The 24689-nt window shown below is 60.1% G+C and carries 23 protein-coding genes; 20 read left to right on the top strand and 3 right to left on the bottom strand.

What is annotated here, in order from left to right; translation table 11 throughout:
* Positions 1-44: 44 nt before the first annotated feature.
* The 18 genes from MR935_RS10545 (at position 45) to MR935_RS10460 (ending at position 20807) form a co-directional block, all read left to right on the top strand.
* On the top strand, positions 45-2438 hold the full coding sequence (locus MR935_RS10545; RefSeq protein WP_290573338.1) for an endonuclease MutS2: 2394 nt from the start codon (positions 45-47) through the stop codon (positions 2436-2438).
* A gap of 181 nt (positions 2439-2619) precedes the next feature.
* Positions 2620-2883: an HPr family phosphocarrier protein gene (locus MR935_RS10540; RefSeq protein WP_290573336.1), complete on the top strand. Its 264-nt coding sequence runs from the start codon at positions 2620-2622 to the stop codon at positions 2881-2883.
* A 139-nt stretch (positions 2884-3022) separates the two neighbouring features.
* The gene (uvrC, locus tag MR935_RS10535; protein ID WP_290573334.1) at positions 3023-4846 is read left to right on the top strand and encodes an excinuclease ABC subunit UvrC; all 1824 of its coding nucleotides are present in this window, start codon (positions 3023-3025) and stop codon (positions 4844-4846) included.
* A gap of 3 nt (positions 4847-4849) precedes the next feature.
* On the top strand, positions 4850-5437 hold the full coding sequence (gene rsmD / locus MR935_RS10530) for a 16S rRNA (guanine(966)-N(2))-methyltransferase RsmD (protein ID WP_290573333.1): 588 nt from the start codon (positions 4850-4852) through the stop codon (positions 5435-5437).
* A complete protein-coding gene (gene coaD / locus MR935_RS10525) occupies positions 5406-5891 on the top strand; it encodes a pantetheine-phosphate adenylyltransferase (protein WP_290573331.1) in 486 nt (161 codons plus the stop codon). The genes rsmD and coaD overlap by 32 nt, the downstream gene beginning before the upstream one ends.
* A gap of 3 nt (positions 5892-5894) precedes the next feature.
* Positions 5895-6350, top strand: coding sequence for a hypothetical protein (locus MR935_RS10520; protein WP_290573330.1), 456 nt, complete (start codon positions 5895-5897; stop codon positions 6348-6350).
* A 296-nt stretch (positions 6351-6646) separates the two neighbouring features.
* Entirely contained in the window at positions 6647-7054 is a 408-nt protein-coding gene (mraZ, locus tag MR935_RS10515) for a division/cell wall cluster transcriptional repressor MraZ (protein WP_290573328.1), read from the top strand.
* Between the two features lie 18 nt (positions 7055-7072).
* On the top strand, positions 7073-8008 hold the full coding sequence (gene rsmH / locus MR935_RS10510) for a 16S rRNA (cytosine(1402)-N(4))-methyltransferase RsmH (RefSeq protein WP_290573326.1): 936 nt from the start codon (positions 7073-7075) through the stop codon (positions 8006-8008).
* Between the two features lie 36 nt (positions 8009-8044).
* A complete protein-coding gene (locus MR935_RS10505) occupies positions 8045-8530 on the top strand; it encodes a hypothetical protein (protein ID WP_290573324.1) in 486 nt (161 codons plus the stop codon).
* A 100-nt stretch (positions 8531-8630) separates the two neighbouring features.
* The gene (locus tag MR935_RS10500; RefSeq protein ID WP_290573322.1) at positions 8631-11021 is read left to right on the top strand and encodes a penicillin-binding transpeptidase domain-containing protein; all 2391 of its coding nucleotides are present in this window, start codon (positions 8631-8633) and stop codon (positions 11019-11021) included.
* A gap of 9 nt (positions 11022-11030) precedes the next feature.
* Entirely contained in the window at positions 11031-12467 is a 1437-nt protein-coding gene (locus MR935_RS10495) for a UDP-N-acetylmuramoyl-L-alanyl-D-glutamate--2,6-diaminopimelate ligase (protein WP_290573320.1), read from the top strand.
* 22 nt (positions 12468-12489) lie between these two features.
* Positions 12490-13872 carry a UDP-N-acetylmuramoyl-tripeptide--D-alanyl-D-alanine ligase gene (locus MR935_RS10490; protein ID WP_290573318.1) on the top strand — a complete coding sequence of 461 codons (1383 nt, stop codon included), beginning with the start codon at positions 12490-12492 and terminating at the stop codon, positions 13870-13872.
* Positions 13869-14879, top strand: a complete 1011-nt coding sequence (gene mraY, locus MR935_RS10485; protein WP_290573316.1) for a phospho-N-acetylmuramoyl-pentapeptide-transferase — start codon at positions 13869-13871, stop codon at positions 14877-14879. The genes MR935_RS10490 and mraY overlap by 4 nt, the downstream gene beginning before the upstream one ends.
* Positions 14880-14903: 24 nt before the next feature.
* Complete coding sequence (locus MR935_RS10480) at positions 14904-16130, top strand: FtsW/RodA/SpoVE family cell cycle protein (RefSeq protein ID WP_290573314.1); 1227 nt, start codon at positions 14904-14906, stop codon at positions 16128-16130.
* 38 nt (positions 16131-16168) lie between these two features.
* Positions 16169-17305 (top strand): undecaprenyldiphospho-muramoylpentapeptide beta-N-acetylglucosaminyltransferase, encoded by a 1137-nt coding sequence (gene murG / locus MR935_RS10475; RefSeq protein ID WP_290573312.1) that lies wholly within the window; start codon positions 16169-16171, stop codon positions 17303-17305.
* A gap of 24 nt (positions 17306-17329) precedes the next feature.
* Complete coding sequence (locus tag MR935_RS10470) at positions 17330-18280, top strand: cell division protein FtsQ/DivIB (protein WP_290573310.1); 951 nt, start codon at positions 17330-17332, stop codon at positions 18278-18280.
* Positions 18281-18545: 265 nt separating this feature from the next.
* A complete protein-coding gene (gene ftsZ, locus MR935_RS10465) occupies positions 18546-19700 on the top strand; it encodes a cell division protein FtsZ (RefSeq protein ID WP_290573359.1) in 1155 nt (384 codons plus the stop codon).
* Positions 19701-19868: 168 nt separating this feature from the next.
* Entirely contained in the window at positions 19869-20807 is a 939-nt protein-coding gene (locus MR935_RS10460) for a magnesium transporter CorA family protein (RefSeq protein WP_290573308.1), read from the top strand.
* Between the two features lie 67 nt (positions 20808-20874).
* Here the strand turns inward: MR935_RS10460 and MR935_RS10455 are convergent, their stop codons facing one another.
* The 3 genes from MR935_RS10455 to MR935_RS10445 form a co-directional block, all read right to left on the bottom strand.
* Positions 20875-21315: a HEPN domain-containing protein gene (locus tag MR935_RS10455; RefSeq protein WP_290573306.1), complete on the bottom strand. Its 441-nt coding sequence runs from the start codon at positions 21313-21315 to the stop codon at positions 20875-20877.
* On the bottom strand, positions 21299-21610 hold the full coding sequence (locus MR935_RS10450; RefSeq protein ID WP_290573304.1) for a hypothetical protein: 312 nt from the start codon (positions 21608-21610) through the stop codon (positions 21299-21301). The genes MR935_RS10455 and MR935_RS10450 overlap by 17 nt, the downstream gene beginning before the upstream one ends.
* Positions 21611-21674: 64 nt before the next feature.
* Positions 21675-22949 carry a glycoside hydrolase family 10 protein gene (locus MR935_RS10445; protein ID WP_290573302.1) on the bottom strand — a complete coding sequence of 425 codons (1275 nt, stop codon included), beginning with the start codon at positions 22947-22949 and terminating at the stop codon, positions 21675-21677.
* Positions 22950-23144: 195 nt separating this feature from the next.
* Between MR935_RS10445 and MR935_RS10440 the strand changes: the two genes are divergently transcribed.
* A complete protein-coding gene (locus MR935_RS10440) occupies positions 23145-23777 on the top strand; it encodes a Vat family streptogramin A O-acetyltransferase (RefSeq protein WP_290573300.1) in 633 nt (210 codons plus the stop codon).
* A gap of 26 nt (positions 23778-23803) precedes the next feature.
* A complete protein-coding gene (locus MR935_RS10435) occupies positions 23804-24661 on the top strand; it encodes a PfkB family carbohydrate kinase (RefSeq protein ID WP_290573298.1) in 858 nt (285 codons plus the stop codon).
* The last annotated feature ends 28 nt before the right edge of the window (positions 24662-24689 follow it).

Genomic DNA, 24689 nt, shown 5'->3' with positions numbered 1-24689 from the left:
TTTGGCGCACCATATACCGCAATTGACTGCAACAGGAGTTTGTTATGAATAAATTGGGGGAGAAATCCTTAAAAACACTCGAATATTATGAAATTCTGGATCGCCTTGCGGCGCAGGCCGCGTCGGAGGGCGCAAAGGAGAAATGCCGTGCGCTGCGTCCGCTGGACGACCGGGAGCAGGCCGCGCTCTGGATGCGGCAGACGAGCGACGCTAAAGACCTGATGATTCGGCAGGGCAGTCCGTCGTTCGGCGGCATCCGCGCGGTGGGGGCTGTGCTGTCCCGCGCCGGGCGCGGCGGCACGCTCAACCCGCGTGAGCTGCTCGATGTGGCGAGTGTGCTGCAAACTGCGCGCCGCGCGCTGCTATACGATGCCGAGCATGAGGAAAAAACCACGCTGACGCCCATCTTCGGCCTGCTCTCGGGCAACCGGCCGCTTGAGGAGTCGATCACGACCGCCATCGTTTCCGAGGAGGAGATAGCCGACGGCGCATCGCCTGAGCTGCTGTCCATCCGCCGCGAGCTGCGCCGGATATCGGGCAAGGTGCGCGAAACGCTCAGCCGCCTGATCTCGGGCGAGCGGGCAAAGTACTTGCAGGAAACCATCATCACGCAGCGAAATGGCCGCTTTGTCGTGCCGGTCAAGGCCGAGCATCGCGGCGATGTACCCGGCCTGGTACACGATACCTCGTCCACGGGCGCAACCGTGTTCGTCGAGCCGCAGCAGGTGGTCGAGATCAATAACCAGATCAAGGTGCTCGAGGGCAGGGAGGAGGCCGAGATCGAGCGCATTCTTGCCGCGCTTTCGGCCGAGGTGGCGCTGTACAGCGACGCGATCGCGCAGGATGTGGACGCGCTGACCACACTTGACTTTATCTTCGCGCGCGCCAAGCTGTCGTTTGAGATGAACGCCGCCGCGCCCGTGCTGCTGGAAAGCGGCAGCCGTTGCCGCCTGCTCCGCGCGCGCCATCCGCTGCTGGACAAGGACAAGGCCGTGCCGATCGACATTGCCATCGGTCAGGCATACGACACGCTTATTATCACCGGCCCGAACACGGGCGGCAAGACGGTTTCGCTCAAGACGCTCGGTCTTTTGAGCCTGATGGCGGCCTCCGGCCTGCATATCCCGGCGAATGAGCAGTCCGAAATCGGCTTGTTCACCCGCGTTTACGCCGATATCGGCGATGAGCAGTCGATCGAGCAGTCGCTCTCGACCTTTTCGGCGCATATGAAGACCATCGTATCCATCATGGACTGCTGCGCCCCCGGCGACCTTGTGCTGTTTGACGAGCTGGGCGCGGGCACCGATCCGGTCGAGGGCGCGGCGCTCGCCGTCGCGGTCATCGGCTATGCGCGGCAGATGGGCGCCTGTGTCGCCGCGACCACGCATTACGCCGAGCTGAAGACCTTCGCGCTGACGACCGACGGCATCGAGAATGCCTCGTGTGAATTTGATGTGCAGTCTTTGCAGCCGACCTACCGCCTGCTGACCGGCATCCCGGGCAAGTCCAATGCGTTTGCTATCGCGGCGCGCTTGGGCTTGCAGCCGACCATCATCGAGCGCGCCAAGGAGCAGGTATCGACCGAGGACGCACGGTTTGAGGATGTGCTGGCCGAGCTGGAGCGCGAGCGCCGCCGTATTGAGCAGCTGCGGGACGAGGCCGCAAAAATGCGCGCGGCCGCGCAGTCCGAGCGGGATAAAATGCGAGCTGAGCGTGACGCAGCCGAGCAAAAAGCCGATAAGATGGTGGAGAGTGCCCGCAGTCAGGCCGACCGCATCCTGAAGGACGCGCGCATGACAGCCGAGACCGTGTTCGGCGAGCTGGAGGAGCTGAAAAAGCAGTCCCAAAAGGACGCGGCGGAGCAGAATCTGGCTGCGGCCAAGGCCGCGCTGCGGGGCGTCATCACCCAGACGGAGAACGAGCAGCGCCGGGGCATTGCCAAGCGTGTGGTCGAAGCGGACGAGCAGCGCCCCGTGCGCAAGGGTGACCGTGTGCGGCTGCTCAACGTCGCGGGCGTGATCGCCACCGTGCTTGCGCCGGCCGATAAGGACGGCGGTGTGCAGGTGCAGGCGGGTGCGATGAAAATGACTGTGCAGGCCAACGAAATGCGGCTGGTGGACGAGCCGAAGCCCGCGCAGAAGCGGCAAGCGCCGCCGCGCCGCAGCGCACCCGCGCGCGAGCTGAATCTGCGCACAGCCGAGAGCGAGGTCGATGTGCGCGGCATGAGCGCCGAGGAAGCTGTATTCGAGGTGGACAATTTCCTGTCCCGCGCGCTCATGGCGGGGCTTCCCTCGGTCACGGTCATCCACGGCAAGGGCACTGGCGTGTTGCGCGGTGCGATACAGGCTCATCTGCGTAAAAACAAGCGCGTCAAGTCGGTGCGCAGCGGCGTTTACGGCGAGGGCGAGCAGGGTGTGACCATTGTGGAGCTTCGTTGAAGCACGGGCGCGAAAAGGTATTTTCATTGGTTGTATTAGGGAAAATGCCTGAGAAAATATGCTTTTAAGTAAAATTTTCGTGGAAAACGCAAAGGGTGGTTTTCCAAAACCGCCTTGACGAAACGGGTAAAAAGGGATAGACTATAAATACCGGATTTGAAGAAATAGGAGCGATGCAAGTATGTATTCGAAAGAGGTCAAGGTTACAAATCAGGTAGGCTTATATGCCCGCCCTGCCACTTTTTTTATTCAGAAAGCCAACGAGTATAAGAGCACCATTCTGGTAGAGAAGGAGGAGCGCCGCGTCAACGCGAAGAGCCTGCTCGGCATTCTCTCCCTTGGCATCACCAAGGGCACGACGATCAACCTGATCGCGGACGGCCCGGATGAGGAAGACGCTGTCGCTGCGCTGGTCGAGCTGATCACCTCCAACTTTACCGATTGAGTTATCGCATCCTGCAAAAGCGCCGATCGCAGAATCGGCGCTTTTATTTTATCCGCGCGGAATGGGCATAGGATAGCGGCGGCAGGCGGCATGTCCTGTGCCGTTTGTAAAGCCGTGTACAGAGGAGGGAGCACAAGCCGTGACCCGTGAACAATTGAAGGCGCGCGTGCGCAAGCTGCCGATGCAGCCGGGCGTGTATCTGCACAAGGACAAGACCGGCAAGGTCATCTATGTCGGCAAGGCCAAGGCGCTGAAAAACCGTGTATCCAACTATTTTCAGCCGCCTGAAAGCCTGAACGCCAAGACGCGGCAGCTAGTCAGCCATATCGACGATTTTGATATCATCGTGACCGACAGTGAGTTTGAGGCGCTCGTCCTTGAAAACTCGATGATCAAAAAATATAAGCCCAAGTACAATATTCTGCTCAAGGACGACAAAGGCTACCCCTATATCCGGCTGAATGCCGACGCGCCGTATCCCGAGTTTAAGGTCGTTTCCCGACCTGCGCAGGACGGGGCGCGGTATTTCGGGCCTTACCCGGGGCGCGTGGCCGCCCGCCGCGCGATCGACACGATCTGCGAGACGCTGCATCTCAAGACCTGCTCGCGTGTGTTCCCGCGGGACATCGGCAAGGAGCGGCCGTGCCTCAACCTGCATCTGGGACGGTGCTGTGCGCCATGCACAGGTAAGGTAGAGTCGGCGGAGTACCGCGCGCTGATCGCGCAGGCGGTCGCTTTGTTCGAGGGCGACGCGAAAAAGCTCGAAAGGGAGCTGACCGAAAAGATGAACGAGGCCGCGGAGGAGCTGCAGTTCGAGCGCGCCGCCCTGCTGCGCGACCGGCTGCGTGCCGTGCAAAAGCTGGGCACGCGGCAGCATGTAGTCGCGGGCGGCTTTGCCGAGCTGGACGTGGTGGCCTTTGTGCAGGGACAGACGCGCGCCTGCGTCTGCGTGCTGCACTATGCAGGCGGCGCGCTGCAGGACAAGGAGTATACCCTGTTCCACCTGACCGGGAGCGACCCGGCTGAGGTGCTCTCCTCCTTTATCAAGCAGTATTACGCGGCGCGCGGTGCGGTGCCCAAGGCTGTGCTGCTCTCGCACGAGCTGGAGGAGCAGGAGGCGGTGGCAGAATACTTGTCGTCGATCGCCGGGCGGCGGGTCGAGTTGGCCGTGCCGCAGCGCGGTGAGCGCCGTGTGCTGACCCGCATGGCGGAAAAAAACGCGCGGGAGGAGATCGAGCGCCGCGAGATGCAGTCTGAGCGGCGGCATAAATCGCTCGAGCTGCTGCAAAATGTTACCGGCATGGCTGCGCTGCCGCTGCGGCTGGAGGCTTACGACATCTCCAACTTCGCCGGGCAGGACACGGTCGGCTCAATGGTCGTATTTGCGGAAGGACAGCCCAAAAAGAGTGATTACCGCAAATTTAAGATCGAATGCGCGGCCAATGGGCAGGACGATTACGCCTCGATGCGCGAAATGCTTACCCGCCGGGTGCGGCGTTATTTGGACGGAGATGAAAAATTCACCCCGCTGCCGAGCGCTTTTCTGATTGACGGCGGCTTGGGGCATGTGCGCGTGTGCAAGGAGGTGCTCGATTCGTTCGGCCTTTCGACGCCCTGCTTCGGCATGGTCAAGGACGACCGCCACCGCACGCGCGCGCTCGTCGCGCCGGACGGACGGGAGTTCGGCATCTCGGCCACGCCTGCGCTGTTCGCGCTGATCGGCCGGATACAGGAGGAGGTGCACCGCTTTGCCATCGAGTACAACCGCAAGCTGGGTGGCAAAAAGGTGCGCGGCTCGACGCTGGATAAGATCCCCGGCGTGGGCGACAAGCGCCGCGCCGACCTGCTGCGGCATTTCGGCAGCATTGAGAATGTGAAAAACGCCGGCGAGCAGGAGCTTGCCCGCGTCGTGCCGCGCAATGCGGCCAAAGCGGTGTACGACTTTTTCCACAAGGAGGATTGAGCCATGCGTGTGGTATCCGGTTCGGCGCGCGGGTGCAGATTGACGCCTGTGCCCGGTATGCACACCCGGCCAACGACCGACCGCGTCAAAGAAAATATCTTCAACCTGATTCAGGAGCACATCCGCGGGAGCGAGGTGCTCGACCTGTTCGCGGGTACGGGGCAGCTTGGCATCGAGGCGCTCAGCCGCGGCGCGAAGCACTGCGATTTTGTGGAGCATGCGGCGGCGGCATACCATATCGTGCGTAAAAATACACAGGCCGCCCGGGTGGACGCGCGTGCCTCGCTGTTCAAAACAGAGGCGGCCGCCTTTCTCTCCCGCACTGCAAAACGGCGGTATGACGTGATTTTTCTCGATCCGCCATACGGGGGCACAGTGCTGGAAAATGCGCTCGCGCAGATAGAAAGGTTTGACATTCTCGCTATAAATGGTATAATAATATGCGAAAGTGCCGCAGAGGACAAGTTCTCCCACTGCTTTGCCGCGGTGCGGGAGCGCCGCTACGGTGCGACTATGATTACCGTTTTGCAGCGGCAGAACGGCGGAACGGATGAAGAACATGAGAACTGCGATCTACCCGGGCAGCTTTGATCCGGTCACCTTGGGACATCTGGATATCATTCGGCGCGCGGCTGTCATGTTTGACCGGTTGATCGTTGCGGTCATGCATAACCAGAATAAAACGCCCATGTTCACCATGGAGGAGCGCATGGATTTTCTGCGGCGGACGACCGCCGGCTTGTCCGGGGTCGAGGTGGACTCGTGCGGCGGCCTGCTGGCCGATTATGCGGCGCGCAAAAATGCATGCGCGATCGTCAAGGGCTTGCGCGCGGTATCGGATTTTGAATATGAATTCCAGATGGCGCTTGCCAACCGCAAGCTAAATCCTGCGCTTGACACCATGTTTCTGATGACAAGCGCGGAGAATATGTATCTTTCCTCTTCGGTGGTAAAAGATATTGCCGTGCATGGCGGCAGTATAGCGGGTTTTGTCCCGGACGAGCTGATGGAGGATATCGTGCGCCGCACAAAAAAAGGAGGCTAAACGATGGCAACTTTAGACGAACTGATCAACAGCATGTACGACATGGTGCAGGACGCCAAGGGCATCCCGCTGGCGGGCGAAAAATGCATCATAGAGCGTGACCGTCTGCTCGATCTGCTCGATGAGCTGCGCGCGACGCTGCCGAGCGACCTGAAGATGGCGCAGGATATCGTGGAAAAGCGCAATGAGATGCTGTCTTCCGGCAAGCGGGAGGCCGAGGCCATCCGCCGGCAGGCCGAGGAGGATGCCCGCCAGATGGTGTCGGAAACTGAGATCGTTGTTGCCGCCCGCCGCAAGGCCAAGGAAGTGCAGGGCAATGCTGAGATACAGGCGCGCGAGCTGCGCCGTGTCGCCAACGAGTATTGCGAGGATACCCTCAAGCGAACCGAGGAAGCCGTTGCGCTTTCGCTTGAGGAAGTGCGCAAGGCGCGCCAGCGCTTTCGGAGCGTTGCCAAGTGAAAAAATACCGGAGCCGAGCGCTGTCCGTAAGGGCAGCGCTCGGCTGTTTTTGTGGGATTTTCCCCCACCCAAGCTGGCGGTACAGTCTCCCTAAAATCTTACATTATTTCATCGAACAAGTGTTTGAAATTGCAAAAAGTGCATAAAAACATCGAAAATCAGCCAAGATAATCTGCAAAAAATTCAGAAAAAAATCTTGCAATCTTCAGAGCGCATCGCTATAATGAAAATACGGTGGTGAGAAGTGGGGCAAAGTGTCACACGTTCCACCGAGACAGAAAGTGTGGTGTGGATCGGTGAAGGGCGAGTATAAGCATTCCATAGACGCCAAGGGTCGTCTTGCCATGCCCGCCAAGCTCCGCGACGCGCTGGGAGACCGGTTCACCATCACCAAAGGGCGGGACGGCTGCCTGTACGCTTACCCGGAACAGGAATGGCAGGCGTTTGAGCAAAGGCTCAAGGCGCTCGGCGGCAGCGAGAAAGCACGCCGCACGCAGCGGTATTACATGGCCAAAGCGATTGATGTGGAGCTGGACGCGCAGGGGCGTGTGCTGATCCGCGCCGATCTGCGCGAGTTTGCCGGCCTGCAAAAGGACGTGACAGTGGTCGGCATGATGGATCGCGCGGAGATCTGGGACAGTGAGCGCTGGAACGCATACAACGACCAGAGTGATGAGGACGATCTGGAGGATGTCGATTTTTAAGGAGGCGTAAAAGGCAGCATGGAATTTCATCATGTATCCATTCTGCTTGACGCATGTCTGGACGCGCTCTGCATCAAAGCGGACGGCGTGTATGTGGACGCGACGACTGGCGGCGCGGGACATTCGCTCGGCATCGCTGAGCGGCTGAGCGACGCGGGCCGCCTGATCTGCATCGACCGTGACAGCGAGGCGTTGGAAAACGCAGCACACCGCCTACGGGACGTTTGGCAGCGGGTCACACCGGTCAGAAGCGACTTTCGGCAGCTCGACGCGGTGCTGCACGAGCTGGGTCTTGCGGAGGTGGACGGTATCCTGTTCGACCTGGGTGTATCCTCGCCCCAGCTTGACCACGCGGAGCGCGGCTTTTCCTATATGCAGGACGCGCCGCTCGATATGCGCATGGATCAAAGCCAGCAGCTGAGCGCGTATGATGTCGTCAATGGCTGGAGCCGCGAGGAGCTGCGCAGCATCCTGTTTGACTATGGCGAGGAGCGCTATGCGCCGCTGATTGCCGCGGCAATCGAGCGCGCGCGGGCGCAAAAGCCGATCAAGACCACGCTGGAGCTGGTCGATATCATCAAAGGCGCGATGCCGAAAAAGGCGCTGCGTGAAAAGCAGCATCCGGCGAAGCGCAGCTTTCAGGCGATCCGCATCGCGGTCAATGACGAGTTGGGCGCGGTGCGCGAGGCGATGGACAAGGCGATCGACTGTCTGCGGCCGGGTGGACGGCTTGCGGTCATCACCTTCCACAGCTTGGAGGATCGTATCGTCAAGACCGCGTTTCAGGCGGCTGCACAGGGTTGCACCTGCCCGAAGGACTTTCCGGCCTGTGTGTGCGGCAAAAAGCCCCGGGTGCGGCTGATGCCGCGTAAGCCCATCCTGCCGGATGCGGGGGAGATCGAGGAGAATCCGCGCGCGCGCAGCGCCAAGCTGCGTGTGTGTGAGCGACTGTAACTACACCGCACGGGGCGGAGAAAGGAAGCATGGACGATGAGAGCGAGCCGGGAAAGCGTAGCATACAGAGAATATGAGGAGCGCTTTATCCCCGCCCGTTCCGAGCCTGCGGGCGGCCTGCACGCCGTTCCTGCGCAGCGCCGCCGCAAACGGGCGCGCCTGTATCCGGGGGTGTGTACCTGTCTGGTCGTGTTGGCTGTGGCGGCGGTCTATATCCTGTTCTGCCATATGCAGTTGACCCAGCTGACCGCCGAGGTCACCGCGCAGGCGGACAGGCTGGACGAGCTGACCGCGCAAAACGTTTCGCTTTCCAACAAAAAGGTTCATAGCCTCAACATGGATCAGGTGGAGGCCTACGCGGTCGGTACGCTCGGCATGGTCAAGATGGACAATTCGCAGATCGAGTATATCGAGCTGGTCAACCCGGACAGTGTCACGGTCACAAGAAGCGGCGTTTCGCTGGACACGCTGCTTGCCGGGCTGGTGCGCAGCTTTTCGGCGGTCGTGGAATATATCCGCTGATGAAATGAATAGGATGCGTACAGGGGAGTGAGAGGTGGAATGCTTCTGACTCCTTACACTTTTTTCGACCTCAAACACCGCAGGGAGGAACAAAACGAGCATGACAGTCAAGGGACCGAATAACCAAATGCGCGGGCGTATCGGCGCGCTGACACTGCTGTTTGTCGGGCTGGGCTTTGGTCTGGTCGGGCTGCGGCTGTTCTATATGCAGGTGCTGCGGCACGATTTCTATATGCAGGAGGCTGTAACCCTGCAAACGCGGGACGCGATCGTCGCGCCCAACCGGGGCACGATATACGATGCCAATATGCAGGTGCTGGCCGAGTCGGCCACGGTGCAGCGCGTGACGGTAAACCCCAAGGGCGTAATCGACGAGGCCAAGGTGAAAAAGGGCATAACGGCCGAGATGCAGCAGCAAAAGCTGGCGGAGGTTCTGTCCGAAGCGCTTGAATTGGACTATGATGTGGTGCTCAAAAAGGTGCAGAAGACCAGCTCGATGTATGAGATCATCGCGCATAAGGTCGAGCAGGACACGGTAAAGGAGCTGACTGCCACGCTGGAGGACGCAGGCTGCACGGGCGTTTATCTGGAGCCGGATACCAAGCGCTATTACCAATACGGCGCGTTCCTTTCTGCCGTGCTCGGCTATGTGGACGGCGACAACAAGGGCGTGATCGGCCTTGAGGCACAGTATGAAAATGAGCTGGCCGGCACGGCGGGGCGAATCGTGCGCGCGCAAAACGCCAGAAATCAGGATATGCCGGTCGAATATGAGCAGGAAATTCCCGCGCAGGACGGCAATTCGCTCGTGCTGACCATCGACAGCGATATCCAGAGCTATCTGGAAAAGCATCTGCAAACCGCGCTGGCCGATAACCCGAGCGCGCGCGCCGGTGTGTCCGGCGTTGTGCTGGATGTCAAGACGGGCGCCGTGCTGGCCATGGCCAACCTGCCCGATTTTGACCCCAACAGCGTCTATGTAATAACCGAGGAGCGCTATCTCAACGAAGTCAAGGACGGGGTGCAGAAAATATTGGAGGAAGCGGGTGTTGAAGCTGCGATCTCCGACAAATACTATCAGCAGGGCGGGCTGGAAAACCTGCCTGAGAGCATTCAGGCCAATGAGGCGCTGTATAACAAGATCGGCGAGGCGCGCGTTAATGTGCTGTACAAAATGTGGCGCAACCCGGTCATCATGGACACCTATGAGCCCGGCTCGACTTTCAAGCTGATGAACGTCGCCACGGCTTACGAGCTGGGCGTGGCGCATAAGCAGGACAGCTACTTTTGCGGCGGTTCAATGATGGTGGGCGACTGGTCGCAGCCGATCAAATGCTGGAAGACCGGTGGGCACGGCTCGCTGACGCTTGAGGAGACGCTGGTCAACTCCTGCAATGTTGGCATGATGCAGATTGCCGCCAAAACCGGCAAGGAGCGCTTTTACCAGTTCTATAAGGCCTTCGGCATGACCGGCAAGACCGGTATCGACCTGCCGGGCGAGAGCAAGGGCATTTTCCATGATCTGAATGATACCTCGGCATGGAATGAGGTATCGCTCGCAGTGGCCTCGTTCGGCCAGCGCTTTACGGTAACGCCCATCCAAATGGTCAACATGGTTTCGGCCATCGTCGATAACGGCAAGCTGAAAAAGCCTTTTATCGTCAAGGAGGTGCTCAATGCCGACGGCTCGGTCAAATCGACCGCCAAGACCGAGGTGGTTCGTCAGGTCATCTCGGCCGAGACCTCGGCCTTTATGCGCGAGGCGATGGAGGCCGTTGTAAACGGCGGCACAGGTAAGAACGCCTATGTCGCGGGCTATCGCGTGGGCGGCAAGACCGCGACCTCGGAAATACAGAAGCAGAAGGGCGATGAGGAGGACCGCTACACCGCGTCCTTTATCGGCGTCGCGCCGATGGACGATCCGCAGATCGCTGTGCTGGTCGCGGTGCAGGATCTGCCGGAATCGGCACCGCACGGCGGCGGCGCGGTGGCCGCGCCTGTGGTCGGGCGCATCATGGAGGATGTGCTGCCCTACATCGGCGTAACACCCAGCTATTCTGAGGAGGAGAACGATCGCCGCGAGCTGACCGTACCCAGTGTGATCGGCATGGACGAATATCAGGCGGCGGACGCGCTCAAGCAAGCCGGCCTCGCATACCGCATAGTGGATAACGGCGGCGGCGTGGTCACCGATCAGGTGCCTGCGGGCGGCATCAAGATACCGGCGAACGGCTCCGTCATTCTGTACTATGGCGGCGCAAAGCATACTGAGCAGGTCGAGGTACCCGATCTGACCGGCTTGACGCCGGGCGAGTGCCGCGACAAGCTGGCTGAATACGGGCTGTACCTGAAGCAGAAGGGCGTTGCCAGTTCGCAGGTGACGGGTGAGACAACAGCGACCCGTCAGAACCCGGTGCAGGGAACGAAAGTGAATATCGGCGCGGTGGTCACGGTGGACTTTACCAATACGACCGGCGTCGACGACCGATAGGAGGAACACATGAAATTACAGCAGCTGCTGCAAGGCGTCGCGGTGGAAAGCAGCACCGCGGCGCAGGATACGGATATCCGCGAGGTGCGGTATGATTCGCGTGCGGTTGAACCGGGCGACCTGTTTGTCGCCGTTCGCGGCTACGAGACCGATGGACACCGGTATATCGGCAAGGCGCTCGAGCAGGGTGCGGCGGCCATCGTGTGCGAGGAGGCACCCGCGGGTGCGCCTGCCATCGTGGTGGAAAATGCACGCCGCGCGCTGGCTGAGATCGCGGCCAACCGCTTCGGACATCCCGCGGACGGCATGGTGATGCTGGGTGTGACGGGCACCAACGGCAAAACGACTACGACCTATCTGGTCAAGCACATGCTCGAGTGCGCGGGGCACAAGGTGGGGCTGATCGGCACCAACCAGAACCTGATCGGCCGAGAGGTCGTCGAAACCGAGCGCACCACACCCGAGTCCTACGAGCTGCACGCGCTGCTGGCGCGTATGCGCGAGGCCGGCTGCACCCATGTCATCATGGAGGTGTCTTCGCACTCGCTCGTGCTCGACCGCGTACACGGCATCCGCTTTGCAGTGGGCGCGTTCACCAATCTGACACAGGATCATCTGGACTTTCACAAGACGATGGAGGCGTACCGCAAGGCCAAGGCGCTGCTGTTTACGGTGTGTGATAAGGGTGTGGTCAATCTGGACGATCCGGCGGCCACGGCCATGCTGGCCGATGCGCGCTGTCCCTGCCTGACCTTTTCTTGCGACAAGGACGCAGCCGATCTGACCGCAAAAAACCTGTGCCTGCACGCGGACGGCGTTGCGTTTCTCGCCAATGCGATGGGTGAGCTGGCGCGCGTCAGGCTGGGCATTCCGGGGCATTTTTCGGTGCAGAACGCGCTGTGCGCGCTCGGCATCGTGATGCAGCTTGGTATGCCGCTGGCGCAGGCGGCTGACGCGCTGGCGAGCGCCTCCGGTGTCAAGGGACGGGTGGAGGTCGTGCCGACCGATACCGATTATACTGTTCTGATCGACTATGCGCACTCACCGGACGGCGTGGAAAACGTGCTGCGCGCGGTGCGGGGCTTTGCCAAGGGGCGCGTGGTCGCACTGTTTGGCTGCGGCGGCGACCGCGACCGCGGTAAGCGCCCGAAGATGGGACGCATCGCGGCTGCGCTTGCCGATCTCTGTATCGTGACGAGTGACAACCCGCGCACTGAGCAGCCGCAGGCCATCATCGACGATATTCTGGAGGGTATGCAGGATACCAAAACGCCGGTGCAGGTCATCGTCGATCGGCCAGAGGCCATCCGCTGGGCGCTGGCACACGCCAAAAAGGACGATATCATCGTGCTGATGGGTAAGGGACATGAGACCTACCAGGAGGTCGACCATGTCAAGCATCACATGGATGAAAGAGAGATCGTCGCCGATTATTTCGGGAAGTAAATGTTACAGGAGGAGCGAACATATGGAACGCTTTACGCTGCGCGACGCGGCCGCGTGGACACAGGGAGAGACAATAGGGGATGCCGCGCTGCAAAATATTTCGACTGACTCCCGTCAGCTCCCGGCGCAGGCGCTGTTCGTTCCGATCAAAGGGGAACGGTTTGACGGGCATGATTTCATCGCGGGGGCGATCGAGAATGGCGCGGCTGCGGTCGTGTCGCATCGGCGGCACGAAACGTATCCCGTGCCCGCGCTGTATGTGGCGGATACCGCGCAGGCGCTGCTCGACCTGGCGGGCGGTTACCGCCGCCTGTGCGGCGGCACGGTGGTCGGCGTGACCGGCTCGGCTGGAAAAACGACGACCAAGGAGCTCATCTACGCCGTGGTCAGCCGCCGCTTTGCCGCGCGCAAGACCGAGGGCAACCTCAATAATGAGATCGGCCTGCCGCTGACGCTGTTCCGCATGACCCGGGAGACCGAGGTCATGGTGGCTGAAATGGGGATGAACCACTTCGGAGAAATTAGCCGCATGACGGCGGCAGCAAAGCCCAATATTGCGGTCATCACCAATATCGGCACGTCGCATATCGCGTTTCTCGGCTCGCGGGAGGGTATTTGCAAGGCCAAGCTCGAGATACTCGAGGGTCTTGCGCCCGATGGCTGCGCCGTATTCTGCGGCGACGAGCCGCTGCTGTGGGACAAACGCGCGTCACTCGGCTGCCGCGTCTATACCTACGGCGTGGAAAATACCGCGTGTGACCTCGTTGCAGAGCAGCGGGAGGATGGCGCATTTGATGTCGTCAACAATGGCCTGCCGTGTCAGACGCTGCCGCAGGGCGAGCGGTTTACCGTGCGCCTGCACGTGCCGGGCGCGCACAATGTGTGCAACGCCTTGGCAGCGGCGGCGGTCGGTCTGCTGCTCGGCCAAACACCGGAGGAGATCGCGGCCGGACTTGCCGGTTATCAGGCAAGCGGTATGCGGCAGAATCTTTATGAAAAGAACGGCTACCACATCTATGCCGACTGCTATAACGCCAGTCCGGACGCGATGGAGGCCGCGCTGCGTGTGCTTGGCGCGATGGCGCCTGAGGGACGCCGCTTCGCCGTGCTTGGCTCAATGCTCGAGCTGGGCGATTATGCCGAGGAGGGACACCGGCGCGCGGGGCGCGCGGCAGCGGAGCACGCCGACGCGCTGTACGCTTATGGGTCGGACGCGGCCGCAATGGTCGCGGGTGCGCAGGAGCGCGGCATGGTGCGCGCGTTCGCGTTTGACGACCACGCGGCGCTTGTCGCCGCGCTGCTGCGGGACGCGAGCCCGGGCGACGCATTGCTGTTCAAGGGCAGCCGCGGTATGCGGATGGAGCGCGCGCTCGGGATGTTCCTGGGGGAGGATGTGGAAGAATGAATATGACAAACGAAAGGCTGGCGCTGCTCATCTGCGCGGCCGCGTTCCTAATCACCGCAGCGATAGGCCCCGCTGTTATCAGTTATCTGCGGCGGATGAAATTCGGCCAGAAGATCTTGGAGATCGGTCCGAAATGGCATATGAACAAGCAGAATATACCGACGATGGGCGGCTTTATGTTCATCATCGGCATTGCGGCGGCGGTGGCCGCGGGCAATGTGCTGTCACTGCTGCGCGAGGGGACGGTCTCGGTTTCGTCGCTGGCTGTGCTCGGTCTGGCGCTGGCCTATGGTGCGGTCGGCCTGGTGGACGACTATGCGAAAATTCGCAAAAAGGAAAACGCCGGCCTGACACCCAGGCAAAAGCTGGTGCTGCAAATTCTGGTTGCGGCAGCGTTCATTGTGGTGTTGTTTTTGGAGTCAGACGGCCTGCCTGAGTTGTGGATTCCGTTTACTGCTGTGCAGCTGCCGCTGCCGTGGCCGCTGTACATCATTTTTGCCGCGTTCGTCATCGTCGGCGCGGATAATGCAGTCAACCTGACCGATGGCATAGACGGCCTTGCTGCCGGTGTGACGCTGCCGGTCGCAGTATTTTTCGCCTGCATTGGCATCGCGCGCGGCGATTTCGGTGTTACCGTCTTTGCCGCAGCGCTGGCGGGCGGTCTGCTCGGCTTTCTGCTCTATAACTTCAATCCGGCCAAGGTGTTCATGGGCGATACCGGTTCGCTGTTTCTCGGCGGCGCGGTCGCGGGGCTGGCGTTCGCGTGCGATATGCCGCTCATCCTGCTGCTGGTCGGTCTGGTCTATATCATAGAAACGCTGTCGGTCATTTTGCAGGTGGCCTATTTTAAGGCCTCGGGCGGCAAGCGCCTGTTTAAGATGGCGCCTATCCACCACCATTTTGAGATGTGCGGCTGGGGGGAAAAGAAGATCGTGCTCGTTTTCTCCGGCCTGACCCTGCTGCTCTGCCTGCTGGCGTACTTTGGCGCGCTCGCGCCCATCCTTTGATTTTTGACCCTTTGGAGGTGTCCAATGGCTTCGACAACCAAGCAGACGCGCTCCGCGCACCGCATCCCGGCGCGACGGGAGCTGCACCCGGCTCCGCGCGAGGTGGCCGCCGCGCACGCCGCCCCCAGCGCACAGGCGCGGGGGCATGTGCGCGTCCACGCGCATACATGGGATGCCGGTATGTTTTTCTGTGTGCTGCTGCTGCTGGCCGTCGGCCTGATCGCGCTGTATTCGGCAAGCTACTCAAGCGGGTATTACCTGTATGGCAGCTCGACCTATTTTATCAAGCGGCAGAGCATCAATGCAGTGGCCGGTGTCGCCGTTATGGTGCTTGTCTCCAAGCTGTATTATAAGGTGTACGCGCAGCTTTACCGACCGATCATGTGGCTGTCGGTCGTGCTGCTGGTGCTGGTCGCCACGCCGCTCGGCACAGTACGCAACGGTGCGCGGCGCTGGCTGTTTGGCTTCCAGCCGTCCGAGATCGCCAAGATCGCGGTCATCATCTGCTTTGCGTACTGGATCGCGCGGGACTCGCAGGGTCTGCGCAGCTTCAAGGGACTGATACGGCCATACGGCTTCTTGCTGGCCGCCTATGTTGTGCTGCTCGCGCTTGAGCCGCACACCTCAGGTATGCTCATCATCTGCGGCATCGGCGTTGTCATGCTGCTGGCAGGAGGTATGCGGTTGTGGTATTTCATCCCGATCGGCGTGGCGGGCGCGGGCGCGGTCACCGCGTTCTATTTTCTGTTTGGGCACGTGCGGGAGCGCTTTGCCGTCTGGCTCAATCCGTTTCTGGATATGCAGGGCGACGGCTACCAAGGCTCGATGAGCCAGATCGCCATCGGCTCGGGCGGCTTTTTCGGCCTTGGACTTGGGCAGGGGCGGCAAAAGCACCTGTACTTGCCCGAGCCGCAGAACGACTTTATCTTCGCCGCATGGTGTGAGGAGATGGGCTTTATCGGCGCGCTGATCATCATCGTCCTGTTCGGCTATTTGATCTACCGCGGCTTCACGGTCGCGCGCGCCGCGCCGGATAAGTTCAGCGCGATGGTCGCCACCGGCATTACCGCCAAGCTCGCTATTCAGACGCTGATGAACTTGTTCGTTGTGACAGGTATTCTGCCGGTCACGGGCGCAAGTCTGCCATTTTTCAGCTTTGGCGGCACGGCGCTGCTCATGCAGCTTGGCGAGATGGGCATACTGCTGAATATATCGCGCTATATGCGGATAGACGCGCGGCAGAGCGAGTAAGCGTGCGGCGCGCGACTTATGACAGGGGGAAAGCAGATTTGAAACTCTACATCACCGGCGGCGGTACAGGCGGGCATGTCACACCCGGTCTTGCGATCGCGCGGTATTTTGAGCAGAAGCAGCCGGAGACGGTCGTGCGCTTTGCAGGCTCGGCGCGCGGGATCGAGAATAAGCTCGTGCCGCGCGAGGGCTATCCGCTCGACACGATCGAGATCATCGGTCTGTCGCGCTCGCTCAGCCCCAAGGGGCTTGCGCACAATCTCAAGGCGGCAAAGCTGGCTGTCGCGGCGGTGGGTAAGGCGAAAAAGCTGCTGGAAAAGGCGCGGCCGGACTGCGTGATCGGCTGCGGCGGCTATGCGTCGTTCGCGGTTGTGCGCGCGGCGCAGAAAATGGGCATACCGACCGTGCTGCTCGAAGTCAACGCGCTGCCCGGTAAGGTGACACAGATGCTGGCCAAAAAGGCCGACCGTGTACTGGTCTGCTTTGAGCAGACGCGCGCTCTGCTCGGCGGGGCGGATAAAATCGTGCTGACCGGCGCGCCGGTGCGCGGGGAAATCGCTGCGGCCGACCGCGCAAAGGCACGCGCCAAGTTTGGTCTGGGCGCGGAGGATAAGCTGGTCGTGTCCTTTTGGGGCTCGATGGGCGCCAAATACATGAATGAGCACATGGCGGGTATGCTGGCGCTCGAGTGCAAAAACAACGTGGCCTATCACCATATCCACGCGACGGGTGCGGCCGCGCGTGAGTGGCTGCCCAAGCTGGCAGCCGAGCAGGGCGCGGAGCTGGCAAAGCATCCGAATATCGAGCTGACCGAATATATCTACGATATGGCTGACCGGCTGGCCGCGGCTGATCTGGTCGTGTGCCGCGCAGGCGCGGCGACGCTGGGCGAGCTTTGTATGCTCGGCCGGCCGTCTATTCTGGTGCCGTCGCCGTTTGTGGCGGAGAATCATCAGGAAAAAAACGCGCGCGCGCTCGAGCAGGCTGGCGGCTGCCGTGTGCTGCTGGAAAAGGACGCGACCGGGCAGGTACTCTACGACGCGGTGCAGGCGCTGCTGGCCGACGGCGCGCGTCTGACGCGTATGGGGCGCGACGCGACTAAGCTGGCCGCGCATGATCCGAGCGAAAAGATCTATCAGCAGATCATGCAGGTGGTGGAGCAGCGTCAAAAGTAAGGCAAAAAGGGGCGTCCCGGTGAGATGAAACGACGAAGACGAAAACAGAAGACGCCCGAACAAAGACGACGACGGGCAAACCGAAGACAGCGCCTTTTTTCCGCGGTGGGACGGGCGCTGTTCGTCGGCATACTGCTCGCGGCGGCCGTGCTCGCGCTGACGATCTTTTTCCAAGTGGACACGATCACAGTTGTGGGCGTGTCTAAATACAGCGCTGAGGAACTTGTTGCCGGGATGGACGTCAAAAAAGGGGACAACCTTTATTTGTGGAACAAGATCAAAACGGCAAACAGCCTGACCGAACGCTTTCCGTATCTGGAGACAGTGCAGATCAGGCGGCACCTGCCGGATGCCATCGTCGTGACTGTGACCGAGTGCAAGGCCGTGCTCGCAGTGCCGTCTGACGGCGGCTATTTTCTGCTGAGCGCACAGGGTAAGGTGCTGGAGCGGCGCGCCACGGACGGCGGGCTGCCGGTGGTGACCGGGGTGTCGCTGATGGGGATGCAGCCGGGGCAGACGGTCACGCCGGATGCGGATGCCTATACGGATGCGCTGCTGACCGCACTGCAAACGCTCGATGAGGCAGGTATGCTGGATCAGGTCGATTTTATCAACATGCAGTCGCTGACCGACGTGCGCATCGGGTACCTGCGGCGCTTTGATATCCGTGTGGGCACGACGGAAAGGCTCGGCTACCGGCTGCGCTTCGTGCAGACGGTCATCGCTGAGCGGCTCTCGCCCTCGGATACCGGCAGGCTGTATTGGGACAGCAAGGCACGGCTGCACTTTGTGCCCGACACGGCGGAGAATGTGGCCAAATCGGCAGTCGGCGGAGATGACAGCGCGCCGGTGCAGCTTGACCCGGACGGCGCTATCATAGATGACGGTGCGGAGGAGCAGCTGGACAACGGGCAGCAGGCGGGCGAGGACGATGGTGACGGCGGTGAACCGGCAAGCGGTGGTGACGCCGCGTAAAAGGAACAAAACAAGCCGAAAATACGAGGGAGAGTGGATTAAACCGTGTGTTTGCGCCCGAAAGATGATGCTTTTGGTGGAATGGCACAGAAAATTTCAATACAATTTTGAAAAATTCACTAATTTATGTTGCAAAATAGGGCAAAAAGGGTTAAAATTAAAATAATACTGGACGTATGCCCGGAGCGCGGCGCGGCGGCTGCCGGCTTCAAATTTGGGAATAAAATAATCGAGACGATTTTTAGCATAACGGAGGATGGCAACAATGGGTTTTGAGTTTGAACAGGGCTTGGATGGCGTGGTAAATATTAAGGTCATCGGCGTCGGCGGCGGCGGCGGCAACGCGGTCAACCGCATGGTGGAAAGTGGCGTGCAGGGTGTTGAATTTGTTTCGATCAACACGGATATGCAGGCGCTGCACTTTTCTCAGGCCGGTACCAAGATCCAGATCGGTGAAAAGCTGACCAAGGGGCAGGGCGCGGGCGCCAACCCGGAGATCGGCCGCAAGGCTGCCGAGGAGAGCAAGGATCAGATCGCTGCGGCGCTGCAGGGTACTAACATGGTGTTCATCACCGCCGGCATGGGCGGCGGTACCGGCACGGGCGCAGCGCCGGTCGTGGCGCAGATCGCGCGTGAAATGGGCATCCTGACGGTGGGCGTTGTCACCCGTCCGTTTGCGTTTGAGGGCAAAAAGCGTCTCGAGCAGGCGCTCGGCGGCATCGACGAGCTGAATAAAAATGTGGACTCGCTCGTCATCATCCCGAACGAACGGCTGAAATACGTTTCCGAGCAGAAGATCACCTTTAAGAACGCATTTGAGATCGCGGACGGTGTGCTCCGTCAGGCGGTCGCCAATATCTCCGAGCTTATCACCGTCCCGGGCTTCATCAACCTGGACTTTGCCGACGTTACCTCGGTCATGAAGGATGCGGGCTACGCGCATATCGGCACCGGCCGCGCTGCTGGGAAAGATAAGGCGGCAGAGGCCGCCCGTATGGCGATTTCCAGCCCGCTGCTCGAGACCTCGATCGACATGGCACGCGGTGTTATCGTTTCGGTCATTGGCTCGGACGATATCGGACTTGACGAGGTCGAGACTGCGGCCACGATGGTGCAGCAGGCCGCGCACCCCGATGCGCACATCATTTTTGGTGCGTTTATTGATGACACGATGGACGATGAGATTCGCGTCGTGGTCATTGCGACCGGCTTTGACAGCGCGCCAAATTCGGCCAAGCTGAACATGGACGGCCGGCAGGATACGCATGGTGCGGGCGCCGGTCTGTTTACGGAGGCTTCGAGCGCCGCCGCGGCGGAGGACAAGCCTGCCGCCCCGGTGCAGACCCAGTCGAGCGAACTTGGCTCGGACGACGCCGCGTTCGACGTGCTGATGCGTATTTTTGACAAGGATCATAGATAAAAAAATCAGCTCATATTGCAAACAGCCCTGAAAAGGGCTGTTTTGGTGTGAAATAATAAAATGAAAAAAGGAGTGTGATCGCCGTGAGTCCTGACCCTCGAAGTAAGCAAAACAAAATAACACGCGGCGGTGCTCCTATCTGATACCGCTGCGGAAAGGCGGTACAATATGGTTGAATTTTACAAAACGGTCGATGGCCGCGTCACCGAGATGGAGGGCTTCACCGAGGGGTGCTGGGTCAATATGGTGCGGCCGAGCTCGGATGAGATCGACGCGATCGCCCGCGCGGCGCACGTCGAGGAGGAGTTCATCCGCGCGGCGCTTGACCCGGAGGAAAGCTCCCGCGTCGAAACTGAGGAGGATCGTCTGTTGATGATCATCGACATTCCGATGGTCGAAAAAAACTCGGTCGAGGATGGCGGACAGATGTTCAGCACGCTGCCGATGGGCATTGTCGTTGGGCAAAGCTCGGTCATTACTGTCTGCTTGGAGGACAGCGTTATTCTGCGGTCAATTGCGGAGGGTGCGGTCAAGGGCGTGCACACCGCGCTGCGCACCCGGTTTGTGTTTCAGATATTGCTGCGCGTAGCGGGGCGTTTCCTCAAAAATCTGCGCATGATCGAACGCGACTTTTCGCGCATTGAAAAGCGCCTGTATGATTCGCTGAAGAATGAGGAACTGATCCAGCTGCTTGGCCTGAGCAAATCGCTGGTTTACTTTTCCGCTTCGCTCAAGGGCAATGAGGTCACGATGGAAAAGGTGCTGCGCGGCCGGGTGCTCAAGTTGTACGAGGATGACCGCGATATCCTTGAGGACGCGCTGATCGAGATTCGGCAGGCGATCGAGATGGCCGGCATCTATTCCAGCATCTTGTCCGGTACGATGGATGCGTATGCCTCAGTCGTGTCCAACAACCTGAATATTATCATGAAGGTTTTGACCGTGCTGACCATCATCATGACCATTCCGAACATCATATTCGGTTTTTACGGCATGAATATCGACGGTGGCCTGCCGGGCAGCTTCTTCTGGTGGATTCCGCTGCTGATTTCGGTCGGGGGCTGCTTCCTCGCATGGTTTATGCTGAAAAAGAAAAATTTGGACTGAAAAAACGCTGCCTTGCTCGATTCGAGGAAATCCTGCAAGGCAGCGTTCTTTTGTTGTTTCACGCGGACTATTGCTCGACCGTGTACGGCTGGTCGCTGGCATAGAGCTGTTGGCGAATGGCGGCGAACATCCGCTCGGACATATCCAGATAGCGCCGGATCTCCAGCTCGTCGATCTCGAAGGGGAAGTCGGTGGGGTAGCGCGTTTCGATGTACAGGTCGTTCAGTGCGGCGCTTTCGTCCAGATATTCGGTGAAAGCATCTGGATCCAGGCGGATGGCCTGCCGGCAGAGGTAGGTCAGGTTGTGGCCGTCAAAATGCTTGCCGGTGCGGAACAGCAGGTAGCCTTTGAGCGCCTTTTCAATCGCCTGCTGGCAGTGGAAAGCAGTGTTGCAGGCATCGCCGCCATAGGTCAGCAGAAGGCGGGCGCATTGCAGGTCGCACAGCGCCTTATCCAACCATTCGTAGTAGAAATGGCTGTCGGACGCACCTTTACGTCTCCGACTCATAAACCACCTGACCTTTCCGCGCGATCCACGCCGCATAGGAGGAGTGCTCGGACAGCAGCGTCTGCCACTCGTCGGCAGGATACACGTTGAGTGATACCGATATATCGACAGAGATGGCAAGATAGAGGTTGGTACGCAGCTGGCGGCAGTTGGTGCCGTTGGGTACGATGATACACAAGCTGAGCGCCTTGAGCTTGCCGGTGGACAGTGTGCGCTTTTCGTTGTACAGCAAGATCTTCTGCGGGTGGCAGACGGTCAGGATATCCCGCACCGCCTGTGCGATCAAATCATTCATCCTTTCATCCTCCTGTGGGTCAAATTCGTAGCGGGCAGCTTTGTTGGACAACAGAGGCGTTTCGTCAATAAAACAGGCTGGCGATAAAGCGGGAGAAAATGTCCAGCAGCGAGTCCTTCCGGACGGTCTCAGGTATGTTATCGTCTGTCTGGTCGCGGTCGCGGGCGGCATAGCGGTCGGCCAGCATGGCCGGACAGCCGGGGATGCTGCGCAGTGAGGTATAACTGAAGTACACCGCGCCCTGCACGCCGGAGGCACCGTCCATCAGGTCAAGCTGGCGTGTCAGCTCGTCCGTGCCGTACCACACATCGCCGGGCGCGGCTTCGGCCGCGCGGTAAGCGCCCGTGCCGATATAAAGCGCTACGTCGCTGTTTTGCACCGCGCGCTGCCACCATTCGACCAGCACCTTGAAATCGGCGGCTTCAAAGCCGATCGACCAGTAGAGCTGCGGGCAGATGTAATCGACCGTGCCCTGCTCGATCCACGCCAGCGGATCGCAGTAGATCTCGCGGTAGGATGAGCGGCCGCGGGTGTCGCTGCCGCGGGGATTGCTCTGCTTATTATCCCAGATACCGGCGGGACTGACGCCAAAGGACAACGTGGGGTCAAGCTGGTGCAGGGTCTTGTCCAGCGCGGCGATCAGGGTGTTGACATTGTCGCGCCGCCAGTCCGCGATATCGGCAAAATCCTTGCCGTAGCGGGCGTAGGTGGCCGCATCGTTGAAGTCTGCGCCGGGATAGAAGTAATCGTCAAGATGAATGCCGTCAACGTCGTAGCTGCGGACGATCTCGGCAGCGCCATCGACCACAAGCTGCCGCACGGCGGGCAGGCCGGGGTCGAAATAATAGTTACCCTCATATTCGATCACCCATTCGGGATGCGCCTTGGCAGGGCTGTCCGCGGGCAGCGCATCGAGCTCGCTCTTGCCCTGCTTGGTGATGCGGTAGGGGTTGAGCCATGCGTGCAGCTCCAGACCACGTCGGTGCGCGCCCTCGATCCAGTAGGCCAGCGGATCAAAGCCGCCGTCCGGGGCGCTCCCGGCCGTACCGCTGACGTACCGGCTCCAAGGGAACAGGGTGGAGGTATACAGTGCGTCCGCCGAGGGACGCACCTGCAAAAAGACCGTGTTCAGCCCCATGGCGGTGATGTTGTCGAGCATGGTGTCGGCTTCACGCCGGAGCGCCTCGGCCGTCATGCCCTGCTTGGTGGGGTAGTCGATATTATACACGCTGGCAACCCAGACACCGCGCATTTCACTTGTCTCCGTGGGGGCGGCTGAGGCGGCGGGCAGCAGCAGGCTAAGCAGCAGCAAAATGGAAAGGATGCGTTTGTGCAGCATGGAACATACTCCTTTGGCAAACAGATTGGTTCTATCATTATTTTACCATTGTGTCCATCGGAAAGCAAGGGAGATTCGCCTGCACCGCTGTGTCAGCCGAGAACGGTGGCTTGCGCGTTCACCGAGCATTGCAGCGCGCCGCGATCTATGATAGAATGAAGCGGGAAAAGCAAGCAGTTTGGAGGGGGTGAGGTCTTGGGGCTGGATCCGCATAGCATATATCCGAACGAAAACATCAAGCAAGTGGTGTTTATCAAAAATGTTATCACCAGACCGAATATCATCGTCGGGGAATATACTTATTACGACGATATAAACGGTGCGGAGCGCTTTCAAGACTATGTTACACACCATTATGCGTTTCTCGGAGACAAGCTGATCATCGGCAGGTTTTGTGCCATAGCAAAGGGGATAGAATTTGTTATGAGTGGTGCAAACCACAGGATGAACAGCGTGACAACCTATCCATTCAATATCATGGGCGGTGGATGGGAGCAATTTACACCGCGCTTTGAAGACCTCCCGCTAAAAGGGGACACGGTTGTTGGCAATGATGTTTGGATCGGGCAGGATGTAGCGGTCATGCCCGGCGTTCACATTGGAGACGGCGCGATCATAGCGGCAAGTTCTGTTGTGACCAAGGACATTCCACCGTACTGCGTCGCCGGCGGCAACCCGTGCAGGGTGCTCCGAAAACGCTTTGACGAAGCGTTGATCGCGTATCTGCTCGACCTGAAATGGTGGGACTGGGACGCGGAAAAGATATTCAGAAATATGGATGCGCTGTGCAGCGGGGATTTGCAGCGAATCAAGCATATTGCCCGGTAACAAATTGCGAAGGATGTGAAGGATGGATGCAAAAAAAGGTTTTGGCGCTGCACGACCTTTCAGGCTTTGGGCGCTCGTCGCTTGTGCCAGTCATTGCAGTGCTCTCAGCGGCCGGACATCAGTGTGTGCCGCTGCCCACGGCGGTGTTTTCCAGCCATATGGCCATACCCGGCTGGGTAACGACCGATTTGACTGATGCGATGCAGGGTACGATTGAGCAATACGAGCGCATCGGCCTGCGGTTTGAGGCGGTCTATGCGGGCTTTCTCAGCTCGGTCGGGCAGATCGACCGTGTGCGTGAGGCGGCAGCGCGACTCAAGGCGCCGGGGGGCATAGTGCTGATCGACCCCGTCATGGGCGACAACGGAAGGGTGTATGCCACGCTGACAGCCGCGCTGTGCGCGCGTATGCGCGAGCTGTGCGCGGCTGCGGATATCATCACGCCTAACACGACCGAGGCTGCCATCCTGCTCGGCCGCGACCCGGCCAGCCGCCCGTCCGGCCCGGACGAGGCGTGGGAGTGGATACACGCGCTGTGCGCAGCATACGGTGCGCAGGTCGTGCTGACGGGACTTGACTTTGCGGAGGGGCGCGTGGGTACGGGGTGCTTGTCGGACGAGGGCGGCGCACTCTCGCTTCACCAACGCATTGACCGGTACTATCCGGGAACGGGCGATCTGTTTGCCGCGGTCATGCTGGCTGCGCTGTTAAATGGCGGTAAGCTGGCCGATGCCTGTACGCACGCCGGTGCATTTGTCAAGGACTGCATCGCGTACACAGCAGCGCAGCAGACTGACCCGATGCACGGGGTACAGTTTGAAAAGCTGCTCGGTCGGCTGAGCAGCCGGCCGGCAGACACCGGGAATGCGCCCATGAGCATATAAACGCATCACAAGGGGAGACCGGGGTGCG

The organism is Agathobaculum sp. (genome assembly GCF_022775115.1).
Lineage (GTDB): Bacteria > Bacillota > Clostridia > Oscillospirales > Butyricicoccaceae > Agathobaculum.
This window is presented reverse-complemented; position numbering and strand designations above follow the sequence as displayed.

Excerpts from the sequence above, each read along its gene's own strand:
- MR935_RS10545 (WP_290573338.1), top strand. The coding sequence starts at position 45 with ATGAATAAATTGGGGGAGAAATCCTTAAAAACACTCGAATATTATGAA.
- MR935_RS10540 (WP_290573336.1), top strand. The coding sequence starts at position 2,620 with ATGTATTCGAAAGAGGTCAAGGTTACAAATCAGGTAGGCTTATATGCC.
- rsmD (WP_290573333.1), top strand. The coding sequence starts at position 4,850 with ATGCGTGTGGTATCCGGTTCGGCGCGCGGGTGCAGATTGACGCCTGTG.
- coaD (WP_290573331.1), top strand. The coding sequence starts at position 5,406 with ATGAGAACTGCGATCTACCCGGGCAGCTTTGATCCGGTCACCTTGGGA.
- MR935_RS10520 (WP_290573330.1), top strand. The coding sequence starts at position 5,895 with ATGGCAACTTTAGACGAACTGATCAACAGCATGTACGACATGGTGCAG.
- rsmH (WP_290573326.1), top strand. The coding sequence starts at position 7,073 with ATGGAATTTCATCATGTATCCATTCTGCTTGACGCATGTCTGGACGCG.
- MR935_RS10505 (WP_290573324.1), top strand. The coding sequence starts at position 8,045 with ATGAGAGCGAGCCGGGAAAGCGTAGCATACAGAGAATATGAGGAGCGC.
- MR935_RS10500 (WP_290573322.1), top strand. The coding sequence starts at position 8,631 with ATGACAGTCAAGGGACCGAATAACCAAATGCGCGGGCGTATCGGCGCG.
- MR935_RS10495 (WP_290573320.1), top strand. The coding sequence starts at position 11,031 with ATGAAATTACAGCAGCTGCTGCAAGGCGTCGCGGTGGAAAGCAGCACC.
- MR935_RS10490 (WP_290573318.1), top strand. The coding sequence starts at position 12,490 with ATGGAACGCTTTACGCTGCGCGACGCGGCCGCGTGGACACAGGGAGAG.
- mraY (WP_290573316.1), top strand. The coding sequence starts at position 13,869 with ATGAATATGACAAACGAAAGGCTGGCGCTGCTCATCTGCGCGGCCGCG.
- MR935_RS10480 (WP_290573314.1), top strand. The coding sequence starts at position 14,904 with ATGGCTTCGACAACCAAGCAGACGCGCTCCGCGCACCGCATCCCGGCG.
- MR935_RS10470 (WP_290573310.1), top strand. The coding sequence starts at position 17,330 with ATGAAACGACGAAGACGAAAACAGAAGACGCCCGAACAAAGACGACGA.
- ftsZ (WP_290573359.1), top strand. The coding sequence starts at position 18,546 with ATGGGTTTTGAGTTTGAACAGGGCTTGGATGGCGTGGTAAATATTAAG.
- MR935_RS10460 (WP_290573308.1), top strand. The coding sequence starts at position 19,869 with ATGGTTGAATTTTACAAAACGGTCGATGGCCGCGTCACCGAGATGGAG.
- MR935_RS10455 (WP_290573306.1), bottom strand. The coding sequence starts at position 21,315 with ATGAGTCGGAGACGTAAAGGTGCGTCCGACAGCCATTTCTACTACGAA.
- MR935_RS10450 (WP_290573304.1), bottom strand. The coding sequence starts at position 21,610 with ATGAATGATTTGATCGCACAGGCGGTGCGGGATATCCTGACCGTCTGC.
- MR935_RS10445 (WP_290573302.1), bottom strand. The coding sequence starts at position 22,949 with ATGCTGCACAAACGCATCCTTTCCATTTTGCTGCTGCTTAGCCTGCTG.
- MR935_RS10435 (WP_290573298.1), top strand. The coding sequence starts at position 23,804 with ATGCAAAAAAAGGTTTTGGCGCTGCACGACCTTTCAGGCTTTGGGCGC.